An 11,340-nucleotide genomic window follows, 5' to 3' on the forward strand; every position below is an offset into this window, starting at 1 on the left:
TCTGGAATACTTATGAGAAGCAGCGCCTTTACACTCAGAGTTATTTGAACTGGTAGAGAATTAAAGGGTATTACTTCAGATAGTAAAAAAAAGTTAAAAAATACTGGAAGTACTAAAGCTGCTGAAAATTAAATATAATTAATTGCATTAGATCTTTTCTGTACTAAAAAAAATGAATAAACCCACTCTTTATTCTGAAAGTGGGTTTGATGGTTTAATATGGAATTTATTGATCTTAAGAAAATTCAAAAGATGTAGTATAATCATCTTTTAAAATAATAAAAGCATCAAACTTTTTACCGTTTTTACTTTTCATATTTTTGATCAGTGGTGTTTTTCCTGTTGTTATGAGCGAAGTGATATGATCGATGCTGAGCTGTACGCCGCATATCATCCGAAATAATATCCATTGGCATCGGTCATCCGGGCATTTGACGATCTTTTCTTTGATGGTGAGAGTACGCTGCTGGCATTTGGGGCATTTGAGTTCAGATATGCTTTCTTGGGAAATGTTGAGTGATAATAGTTCTTGGGTAATTTCTCCTGTGTAGTTTTTGATGTCGCTGACGAACTGGTTTGAATCGAGTTCTTTATTTTCAATTTGATGGAGCGCCATCTCCCATTCTGCGGTCATCAGGACATTGGCTATTTTTTGGTCTTTGATAAGGTCATAGACCTTTTGTCCTTTGTGGGTTGGGATCAGCGTTTTGCTTTTTCTGGTGATGTAATTTCTTGTGATTAAGGTTTCAATGATGGAGGCTCTAGTTGCTGGAGTACCGATACCAATGTTGGCTAAAGCTTTTTGTTGTTCCTTGTCTTCGATCTGCCTGCCTGCGTTTTCCATAGCAGACAAAAGATCTGCTTCGGTGTAGAGTTTTGGAGGGCTGGTCAGTTTTTCCTGGAGTTCTGTTGATGAGATTTTAAGCTCATCAACTTTTTTGAATTCCGGAAGTTCAATGAGCTGGGGTTCTTGTGTTTCGTTATTATTGCTATAATTGATATTATTATTTCTATTGCTATCTTGGATTGGATTTTTCTCATCAGACAATAGGCCTTTGATGCCTCGCCAGCCTTTGTGGAGTATCTTTGAACCTGTGATACTGAACTCATAATGATGAACTTTGATTGTGATGTGTGTGTTCTGTTTGGAACAGTGCTCTGATAATGATTCAAGCAGGCGGTAAACGATCATATAGTAAATCGCTTTTTCACTAGCGGTCAAAGCAGATGGTATTTTAGTGGTCGGTAAAAGTCCATGATGGTCTGTGACCTTGAGATCATTGACAATGCGTTTGTTGAAATTGCCGAATTTTAGTGTTGCTATCGCTGGCTTGAATAGGTCGGATTGATTCAGTATTCTTACTAGTTCAGGGATTTCTGACCAGAGGTCTTCAGGAATGTATTTGCTTCCGGTTCTCGGGTAGGTGATGAACTTCTTTTCATAAAGACTTTGGGCAGTCTGTAATACTTCATCTGCCGATAATCCCAGCTTTCGGTTGGCTTCTTTCTGTAGTTCTGTCAGGTCAAACAGTAATGGAGACTGTTCTTTGATCGTGTTGATGGAGACCTCTTCTACCGTGGCTCTACCCTCACGTTCTATCGCTTTTAAAATCTGCTCTGCCTGTTTTTTGTCTTCCCATTGCTGATTGGAAAGACTTGTAAAGTTTAAATAATCCTTACGGTGCTGTAACTGGATCTGCCAGTATTTCTTTTGTTTAAAACCTTTGTTTTCCTGAAATCTTTTGCAGATCAATGCTAATGTTGGGGTCTGAACCCTGCCTAAGGAATAGACATCGTTGTTCGCTGCAATGCTTAATGCCTGTGTAGCATTGATGCCCACCAGCCAGTCGGCTTCACTTCTGGCTTTTGCAGCTTCATAAAGACCATCGAAATCCGAACCGGGTCTAAGATTTTTAAAGCCTTCTTGTATGGCTTTTTCAGTCAGTGAACTGATCCAGAGTCTTTCAAATGGTTTTTTGCATTGGAGGTAGTCATAGATATAACGGAAGATGAGCTCGCCTTCCCTTCCTGCGTCGGTTGCAACGATAATGCTTGTGCATTGACCAAAGACATTATTAATGATCTTGAGCTGCTTTAAGGCGGATGGGTCTGGCTTGTAGTTTTTTGGTTTAGTCTGTTTTGTCTTTCGTGGAGTGAGAATAAAATTATTGGGAAAGATAGGCAGAGAGGCTTTGTCAAAGCCTCTAATGCCATAATCTTCCGGCATTCCCAATGATACCAGATGACCTAATGCCCAGGTCACACAGTAGCCGTTTCCTTCAAAGTGGCCGTCTCTTTTGTTGTTGGCGTTGAAAATCTGGGCAATTTCTCTGGCAACACTCGGTTTTTCTGCAATGATGGCTTTCATAGGTTTGGATTTGATGGTTGTTGTTATGGTTGATTTATTCTTGCCAGGTCGAGGATCCCTAATGGAATGGGGTCTCCATTACATTTTTCTGCCTCTTGATCTGGCGGGTTTTTTCTGCTGCTCCTGTTGCTGCTTGTTGGCAGGCTCCTGCTGTTTGGATTGAAGCGGTTCTTTGATGTTTTTGGTCGCTTCATTGGTTTTACCATCGGTGTTAACAGCCGTCTGTGCTTTATGGGCTTCTGATGGCTGTGCTTTTTCCCTTAGCTTGTTGGGGTTGGTAAATGAAAAATCAGTCTTGGCGGTCTCTTTGTTGAAAGTTATGTAGCCCTGGTATTCTTTGCCTTTGCTGTCAACAAGACCGCTGACATAGACCGTCTCCCCTGCCTTGAATTTTTCATACTGTTTGTCATCCAGTTCTTTGTCTCTGAAAACTCTTGGGGGTTCGCTGTTTTTATGTTGATTTTGGTTTTGCGGATTGTTTTCTTTTTGAGACTGGCTATGATGCTGCTTTTGATTATTGTCAAATATGAATTCAACATAGCGCTTATCGGCATTGAACTGCACAGTAGCATCGAAGGTAGTGCCTTTGGTAGAGGTCATACCTTCGAGATAGAGAGGCTTACCTTCCAAAAGGGTTTGTTTCTGATGCTCGTCCAATTGGATTCCTTTGATCTCGTCTGGGATCTTCATATACTCTGCCCTGTAAGCCACCAGTTCATTGGTCAGGCGGTCACGGCTGATCACGGATGGAATGATCTCATCGGTCTTGGGATTGACCAGATCAACAACTCTACCCATATTGCCGTTTTCCATCAGGTTCTTCTTGTCCTCTTCACTGAACTCGTGACCCAAGAATTTGAGGTTAAGATTGGGTTCCCTTCGGATGCCGTGAAGCTTAATGCCGATGTCGCCCGTATCCCCTTCCTGTAGGGAAAGCCGGACGTCCATTTTGCTGACTGCAGCGCCGAGGTTAATGGTGATGGGAATTAAAGTATTGGTCTTGTAGCCTCTGAGCAGAGGATCTAGGGCATTCATCTTTTCAAGCTTTTCCTGGGTAAGCCCGAATTTTTCCATGGTTTTCCAGTCGATCTGCTCCGGCTGGAAACGGTATTCCTGGTTGTCTGTGTTGTTTTCCATTGTTTTCTGATTTTTTAATGGGTTGGTATTTTTAGGTAAAATCTCATATTCCTTGAGTTGTTCTCTTTCTTCAGGAGATGCCTGATCGACATACTGCTGAAGGTCTTTGGCGGTATCGACGGCATCATATTCCAAAACTTTGAAGAAGTTGAAATGCGTCGGGTTTTTAAGCTGCCGGTAAAAATTTGAAAAAAAGTTGGAGAACAGATCCCCGTGCTTATCGACCCTTACAAGCTGGTCATTTTCTTTCTTATTTTCCGGAGGTACTGTTTGCAGGTTGCCTTCTTTATCGATTCCCTTCACCATCTCTATCGTGTTGTTATGGATGTTCAGGACCAAAAGCGTATCCTTTGCCGGCTTTATTTCATTGATATTACTAGTCTGGTTATCTTCCATCACTTAATATTTTATGATTTCTACGGACGGAAGATACTTGGACAACAACCCGGCATTTTCAATCAGGAATCTTTCCGAATGATTTGGCTGTGTTTGACTTTATGTGATCTTTGAGTTTAGGCTGTTCCTGATGAGCTGGTGGACATCGGACAGCTTATAATACAGCTTGCCGCTAATCGTATAGTACGGCAGCTTTTTGTCAGTCCGGTAACGCTGCAAGGATCTCGAACTGATCTTCAGAAGCTGCAATACATCCTGGTTGTCGAGCAGCTGTTCCCCGTCGATTTCAATATATTTGGATTGTTTTGATATGATGTGTTCCTTTAGAAGGTCGAATCGTTCCATGATCCTCTCCATCCATGCTATAAATTCTGTTCTCTCGATATTCATAACTTTAATTTTAAATGTTAAAATGAAGTGAATAGCTGATCAGCTCTGTTGGTGTAAAGTTGAATATTGGAGTTGAGATAAAATCACTACTTTTTCGTAGTACCGAAAAGATTTTTTGAAATTTTGATCTTGAGCAGTTATTTCAGCGATGATTAAAATATTGTATATTTGAAATAAGCGATAACCAATTGCAGAAATGAAAGGTCGGCAGCTATTTATTGTATTTGAAAATTTTAAATACTATTTACTGGATATGTAGACTTCAAAAAAGTTAGTAAGAGAACTGACCGAAGAGGAAGTTGAAAACTTGAGGTTCCAAATTGAAACCTCAAGTTTAAATTATGGTGGCAGACGTTATTTGCACTATGTTTTTACCAAACAAGGCATTGCAATGGCATCTGCCATACTCCGCTCCGATATTGCTATTAAAATGAGTGTTGAAATAATGGAAGCCTTTGTAGAAATGCGGCGTATGCTTATCAGCAATGCCTCTTTGTTTTATCGTTTAGATAATATCGAGTTAAAGCAACTGGAAGCAGACCAAAAATTTGAAGAGCTATTTAAAGCTTTGGAAAGCGACAAGCTCCACAGCGAGAAAGGCATTTTCTACAATGGGCAGGTATTTGATACCTACACCTTTGTTTCCGATATTATCCGAAGTGCCAAAAGCTCTATTATCCTGCTTGATAATTACGTGGATGATACAGTGCTTACTTTGTTGGGTAAGCGTAAGACTAATATAACCGCTACAATCCTTACCAAAAGTATCAGCAATCAGTTACGGTTAGATTTACAACGCTACAATAACCACTATCCTCCGGTAACTATTGAGGTTTTCTCCGATGCCCACGACCGATTTTTGATTATTGATAATGCAGAACACTACCATATAGGTGCATCACTCAAAGACCTGTGCAAAAAATGGTTTGCCTTTTCGAGAATGGATATTGAAGTCGGCAGGATGCTACAAATATTGAACAAGCCATAAAAATGAACCTCCGAATTATCGGAGGTTTTTTATTGTCCCATTACGCCAAATCCTGCCTTTCAAAGCTAAACCCTGCAACATTATCAAAGGCATTTGCTCCTGCTTCTAATTTTAGGATTTAAGTAAAATTCTAAAAAAAATAAAGTATGGATGTACAGCAAAAAGACCTATCGTATTTCAGATTACGACTGCAAGAATTATTAAACAGCAGCTTTCCCGAAAAGGCACACGACCAAAAATTTATAGATCAACGGTCTTCGTGGGCTGCCAATGCTTATGAGGGTGCTTTCCGTTCAGGAAACGCCGTTGAGCAATGCGACGAAATAGCCAATTACATACTTTTTGAGGGCTTGCACTTCTCCAAGTTCGACACGGTTTTCAAAGTGGTATGCAATGAATTTGATACCATAATGGCAGACGAGGAACTGCGACCGTTCGCCCTTAAAATGTTTCCCGTTTGTGAGCATGTTTTCGCAGGATATGAATTAACTGATGATTTCGCCAACGGAAATGAGTTTGATTTACTCTATACCGAACTGACCGGAACCATCTCAATATGGATTGAGGAAAATGGGCTTCAGTAAGCGGTTCCATCTCCAACAGAATATTGATGCCCTGCGAATTGTTTTTAAACTGGAAAAGGAGAAACGGCAAGCCACCGTAGGAGAAAGACTGCTAATGATGCGATACAGCGGATTTGGCGGTCTTAAGTTCGTTCTGAACGCCGTAGAAAACGAAATAGACATCAATCATTGGAGAAAAACAGAACACGACCTTTTTCCACTCACGCAGGAACTCCACCAACTCCTCAAAGACAATTCCCAAGACGATAAGCAATACCGCAGGTATGTGGACAGTATGAAAAGTTCCGTGCTGACGGCTTTTTATACCCCGCCAAAGGTTATAGATGCCATTTCATCTGCCTTGCGGGATAATGGTCTGCACATTGATAAATTCCTCGAACCCTCCGCAGGTATCGGTTCATTCATCCAATCCTTTTCGGAAAATCAGAAAGCCAGTGTTACCGCTTATGAAAAAGACTTGCTTACAGGCAAGATTTTAAAGCAGCTTTACCCCGAAAGCAATATCCGTATCAACGGTTTTGAGGAAATTCCCGAAAGGGAACAAAACAACTATGATATAATCGCCAGTAATATACCGTTCGGCGATACTTCTGTATTTGACCTTTCTTATTCACGCAGCAGAAACAGCGCAAAGGAACAGGCTGCCCGAAGCATACACAATTACTTTTTTCTGAAAGGTGCTGATATGCTCCGTGAGGGTGGTTTGTTGGCTTACATCACTTCGCAGGGCATTCTGAATAGCCCTAAGAACGAACCCATACGCAGGGCGTTGATGCAGGATAATAATTTGGTTTCGGTTGTAAGACTGCCCAACAATCTGTTTACCGAATATGCAGGTACGGAAGTGGGCAGCGACCTGATTATCCTGCAAAAAAATACGGCAAAACAAAATCTGACCGACAGGGAAGATCTGTTTTGCCAAAGCAAGCCAACCGAATACAATACGCCGGGCAATGCGCTCTTTCAGGACGGTACAAGAATTATCCATACCGACCAAAAATTAGATACCGACCCATACGGTCAACCTGCCTTAATCTATACGCATAAAGACGGTGTTGAGGGTATTGCCAAAGATTTGAAACAAATGCTTTCCGAAGATTTTGGGAACCATCTGAATTTGAATTTATACAAAGGCGAACGCAATGATGAGCCTATGATACAAATTCCGATTGAACCAAAGGTTACACCTCCGGTCATAGACCCTGCAATCGTTCAGCAAAAACCGCAGCTTATAACCACTCCGGTAGTCCATCAGGAAAGCCCACAGGAACTAAAACAACTAAGCATTTTTGACCTGTTTGAAAGTGCGGGTGAGCCTGTAATGGTGCTTGCTCCACCTAAAAGAACTACCCAAAACAAAAGGCAAAGTAGTAATAAAAGAAGAGGCACAATAGGTCGTCAACCCGACCTGTTCAGCAGTGCCAGGCAGCAACCTTATACACCGCTAAAATCCAATGGTGCTACCAATGGAAAAAGCCAAGTAAACAGCAAAAAACAGGAAGCCATCGGCGACCTGTTTTCACAAATAAACGGCAATGGCCAGTCTGATAAGACTGCCATTCCCGTTACCGATATTAACACCGTTCCTGAACCTGCTCCGTATAGCGGCGAACTGCAATTATTCCACCGGAATGATTGCCTTGTGGTGGATAAAGGTTGGATCGGCTATTTGCAAGAGGTGGATAAGGAAGACAAAAAAGCTATCTTTCATCCATTGCAATTGCCGTCGGCACAGAAAGCAAGAGCCGAAGCCTACATAGCCGTAAGGGACAGTTATATCAACCTGTACCAAAAAGAAGCTGAAAAACAGACCGAACACAGGGAAGAACGGGAAACCCTGAACCTGCTGTACGATGCCTTTACCAAAAAATACGGCAATCTCAATACTGCCGACAATGCCAAGCTGATAAAAACAGACAGTGCAGGTAAAGAAATCCCCTATCTGGAGCGTGTCATTGGCGGCATAATCCATAAAGCGGATATTTTCAGCCGTCCGGTCAGTTTCTCTACTACCACGTTAGCAACCGACAATCCCGAAGAGGCTTTAGCTGCCTCCCTGAACAAATACGGAAATGTGGATTTGGACTTTATGTCCGAAATCAGCAGCCTGCCTGCCGATACCCTGAAAGAAGCCCTGCACGGGCGGTTGTTCTACAATCCGCTACAACAGGAATATGAAATAGCCGAACGTTGGATTGCAGGCAACGTGGTGGAGAAAGCAGATGAAGTAAGAGCCTATCTCGAAAACTATCCCGATGATACCGAAGCCAAAGAAAGCCTTACCGCTTTAGAGGAAGCCCGACCAAAACGTATCGAATTTGAGGAACTGGATTTTAACCTCGGCGAACGGTGGATACCTACCGGAATTTATGCCCGTTTCGCTTCGCATTTGTTCGATGCGGATGTACTGGTTCATTACTCCGAAAGCTCCGACGACTTTTCCGTAAAGTGTCATCAGGGCAATATGCACATTTGGGAAAAATATGCGGTCAAAGCGGAAAGCCGCACGTTTGACGGTATTGCCCTGCTTAAACACGCCCTTGTCAATACCACGCCTGATATTACCAAAAAAGTAATGGTTGGCGACCAAGAGGTTAAAGTACGGGATATGGAAGCCATACAAATGGCGAACACCAAGATTGACGAAATCCGTACCGCCTTTACCGACTGGCTACACGCACAGAACGATGAGTTTAAAAACAGGCTGACCGACCAGTACAACGATACCTTTAATTGTTTCGTTCGCCCAAACTATGACGGAAGCCATCAGGAATTTCCGGGATTAGACCGCAAGGGAGCAGGCATTGAAGACCTGTATTCAAGTCAAAAGGACACCGTTTGGATGATAAAGCTGAACAACGGTGCTATCTGCGACCACGAAGTAGGCGCAGGAAAAACGCTGATAATGTGTACCGCAGCGCAGGAAATGAAGCGTTTGGGATTAGCCCATAAGCCGATGATTATCGGGCTGAAAGCAAATATACCTGCCATTGCCGAAGACTACCGTAAAGCCTATCCACACGCCAAAATCCTTTATCCGGGTATTGATGATTTTACGCCGAAAAAACGCCTGCGGATTTTCGGGAATATTAAAAATAATGATTGGGATTGCGTGATACTTACGCACGACCAGTTCGGAATGATACCGCAATCGCCCGAAATAGAAAAGGAAATCCTCGAAATAGAACTGGACAGCGTAGAGCGCAATCTCGATGCCCTGAAATCGCAGGGCAAGGAAGTGACAAGGGGAATGCTCGCCGGGGTAATCAAGCGGAAAGAAAATCTTGAAGTAAAGCTGAAAACGCTGCAACACGATATTGAAAACCGTAAGGATGATATTGTGGACTTTAAGATGATGGGCATAGACCATTTGTTTGTGGACGAAAGCCACCAGTTCAAAAACCTGATGTTCAACACCCGTCATACACGGGTTGCCGGACTGGGGAACGTGGACGGCAGCCAAAAGGCACTGAACCTGCTGTTTGCAATCCGCACCATTCAGGAGCGTACCAATGCGGATATGGGTGCAACCTTTCTTTCGGGTACAACCATCAGCAATTCATTAACGGAATTGTACCTGCTGTTTAAATACCTGCGCCCCCGTGCATTGGAAAAACAGGGTATTCATTCCTTTGATGCGTGGGCAGCTATCTATGCACGGAAAACGACCGATTATGAATTTTCGGTAGCTAACAATATTGTAGCAAAAGAGCGTTTCCGCTACTTTATCAAAGTGCCGGAACTGGCACAGTTCTATTCTGAAATCACGGATTACAGAACGGCTAAGGATATTGGTATTGACCGCCCCACTAAGAACGAGGTATTGTACAACATACCGCCAACGCCCGACCAAGAAGCCTTTATCCAAAGCCTGATGCAGTTTGCCAAAACGGGCGATGCTACTTTGCTCGGTAGAGAACCATTATCGCAAAGGGAAGAAAAAGCAAAGATGCTCATTGCGACGGACTATGCCCGTAAGATGTCGCTCGATATGCGTATGGTAAGTGGTATATACGACGACCATCCCGACAACAAGGCTTCGCATTGTGCGGTAAATATCGCCAAGTATTACAACCAGTTCAACGCACAGAAAGGAACGCAGTTCGTTTTCTCCGATTTGGGAACCTACAAGCCCGGCGAATGGAACGTGTACTCCGAAATAAAACGCAAACTCGTGGAGGACCACGGCATACCTGCGCACGAAGTAAGGTTTATTCAGGAAGCGAAAAATGATAAGCAACGTAAGGAACTTATCAACGGAATGAACGAGGGCAAAATCCGTGTACTGTTCGGTTCTACAAGTATGCTCGGAACTGGCGTAAACGCACAGAAAAGAGCTGTTGCCGTTCATCATTTAGATACACCGTGGCGACCGTCTGACCTTGCCCAAAGGGACGGGCGGGCAATCAGAAAAGGCAATGAGATTGCCAAATTCTTTGCCGATAATAAAGTTGCTGTGATTATCTATGCAGTTGAAAAATCGTTGGACAGTTACAAATTCAACCTGCTGTATAATAAGCAGCTTTTCATCGACCAGTTAAAGACTAACAACCTGACCAAAAGAACGATTGACGAGGGAAGTATGGACGAAAAATCGGGAATGAACTTTTCGGAATATGTGGCAATCCTGTCAGGAAATACAGACCTGTTGGATAAAGCCAAACTGGAAAAACAGATTGCCGGACTGGAAAGCGAAAAGCAGGCGTTCAACCGCTCTAAATCCAGTGCCAAATTTAAGGTACAGGATTATATGGAAATGTTGCAAAGCACTCAATCCCGTTTGAACCGGATGAGTACCGACTGGGAAAACTTACAGCAACGCCTGCAAAAGCGTTCGGACGGTACAATCGAAAACCCTGTGCTGTTAGATGGCTTGCCGCCCAATGCAAATCCGAAACAAATAGGCGCAAAACTGAACGAGATTGCGAACAAAGCCCGCACGGCAGGCGACTATCGTGAAATAGGCAACCTCTACGGGTTTCAATTATTGGTTAAAACAGAACTTCCAAAGGATAATTCAACACTCGAAAGGGTCAATAGATTTTTTATAACTGGCGAGGGCAATATCAAGTACACCTACAATAACGGTCTGATGGCAAAAGACCCCGAAACCGCCGCAATGAATTTTTTAAGGGCTTTGGAAAAACTGCCGGGCTTTGTGAAGCAGGAGCAGGAGAAAATCGCTGAAATACAAAAAGACCTGCCGATACTTCAGGAAGTGGTTAACGGTACTTGGGCTAAGGAAAGTCGATTGAGTGAGCTTAAAACGGAACTGGCTGCCGTAGAAAGAAAGATACAGCTATCTATTACGCCGGAAACCAAACAAGATGCTTCGGAGCAGGCAGAAAAGCAGAATGAAGCCCCAAAGGTGCAGGAAAGCATTAAACTTGTATCAGGTCATTGGCAATAATCTTGGCAACCTTATAATCGTGTGAAGTAGAAAAACGATGGTCTGCTTCAAAATAAAATGTGTCTAA

General features: G+C 42.9%; 6 protein-coding genes and 1 pseudogene. 3 read left to right on the top strand and 4 right to left on the bottom strand.

Annotation, left to right across the window (positions count from 1 at the left end):
• Nucleotides 1-235: 235 nt before the first annotated feature.
• The 3 genes from BMW64_RS16835 to BMW64_RS16845 form a co-directional block, all read right to left on the bottom strand.
• On the bottom strand, nucleotides 236-2,368 hold the full coding sequence (locus BMW64_RS16835; protein ID WP_090001234.1) for a type IA DNA topoisomerase: 2,133 nt from the start codon (nucleotides 2,366-2,368) through the stop codon (nucleotides 236-238).
• A gap of 78 nt (nucleotides 2,369-2,446) precedes the next feature.
• Nucleotides 2,447-3,901: a DUF3945 domain-containing protein gene (locus BMW64_RS16840; protein WP_090001236.1), complete on the bottom strand. Its 1,455-nt coding sequence runs from the start codon at nucleotides 3,899-3,901 to the stop codon at nucleotides 2,447-2,449.
• 99 nt (nucleotides 3,902-4,000) lie between these two features.
• Nucleotides 4,001-4,291 carry a helix-turn-helix domain-containing protein gene (locus BMW64_RS16845; protein ID WP_059153762.1) on the bottom strand — a complete coding sequence of 97 codons (291 nt, stop codon included), beginning with the start codon at nucleotides 4,289-4,291 and terminating at the stop codon, nucleotides 4,001-4,003.
• A 283-nt stretch (nucleotides 4,292-4,574) separates the two neighbouring features.
• On the opposite strand from BMW64_RS16845, the gene BMW64_RS16850 reads away from it, so the two are divergent.
• The 3 genes from BMW64_RS16850 to BMW64_RS16860 all read left to right on the top strand — a co-directional run bounded on the left by BMW64_RS16850 (nucleotide 4,575) and on the right by BMW64_RS16860 (nucleotide 11,273).
• Entirely contained in the window at nucleotides 4,575-5,279 is a 705-nt protein-coding gene (locus BMW64_RS16850; RefSeq protein ID WP_449390428.1) for an ORF6N domain-containing protein, read from the top strand.
• A 146-nt stretch (nucleotides 5,280-5,425) separates the two neighbouring features.
• Nucleotides 5,426-5,863: a DUF1896 domain-containing protein gene (locus BMW64_RS16855; RefSeq protein ID WP_090001238.1), complete on the top strand. Its 438-nt coding sequence runs from the start codon at nucleotides 5,426-5,428 to the stop codon at nucleotides 5,861-5,863.
• Nucleotides 5,850-11,273 carry an N-6 DNA methylase gene (locus tag BMW64_RS16860; RefSeq protein ID WP_090001240.1) on the top strand — a complete coding sequence of 1,808 codons (5,424 nt, stop codon included), beginning with the start codon at nucleotides 5,850-5,852 and terminating at the stop codon, nucleotides 11,271-11,273. Before BMW64_RS16855 ends, BMW64_RS16860 begins: the two co-directional genes overlap by 14 nt.
• Here BMW64_RS16860 and BMW64_RS16865 read toward each other — a convergent pair.
• Nucleotides 11,248-11,340, bottom strand: a pseudogene (locus BMW64_RS16865) (RteC domain-containing protein); the annotation flags it as partial. The gene BMW64_RS16860 and the pseudogene BMW64_RS16865 sit on opposite strands and share 26 nt — an antisense overlap.

Origin of the sequence: Chryseobacterium taichungense, assembly GCF_900109935.1 — a bacterium.
GTDB classification, from domain to species: domain Bacteria; phylum Bacteroidota; class Bacteroidia; order Flavobacteriales; family Weeksellaceae; genus Chryseobacterium; species Chryseobacterium taichungense.

What these genes read in the sequence shown, in the direction of transcription:
- BMW64_RS16860 (WP_090001240.1), top strand. Translation starts at nt 5,850, where the DNA reads ATGGGCTTCAGTAAGCGGTTCCATCTCCAACAGAATATTGATGCCCTG.
- BMW64_RS16855 (WP_090001238.1), top strand. Translation starts at nt 5,426, where the DNA reads ATGGATGTACAGCAAAAAGACCTATCGTATTTCAGATTACGACTGCAA.
- BMW64_RS16840 (WP_090001236.1), bottom strand. Translation starts at nt 3,901, where the DNA reads ATGGAAGATAACCAGACTAGTAATATCAATGAAATAAAGCCGGCAAAG.
- BMW64_RS16845 (WP_059153762.1), bottom strand. Translation starts at nt 4,291, where the DNA reads ATGAATATCGAGAGAACAGAATTTATAGCATGGATGGAGAGGATCATG.
- BMW64_RS16835 (WP_090001234.1), bottom strand. Translation starts at nt 2,368, where the DNA reads ATGAAAGCCATCATTGCAGAAAAACCGAGTGTTGCCAGAGAAATTGCC.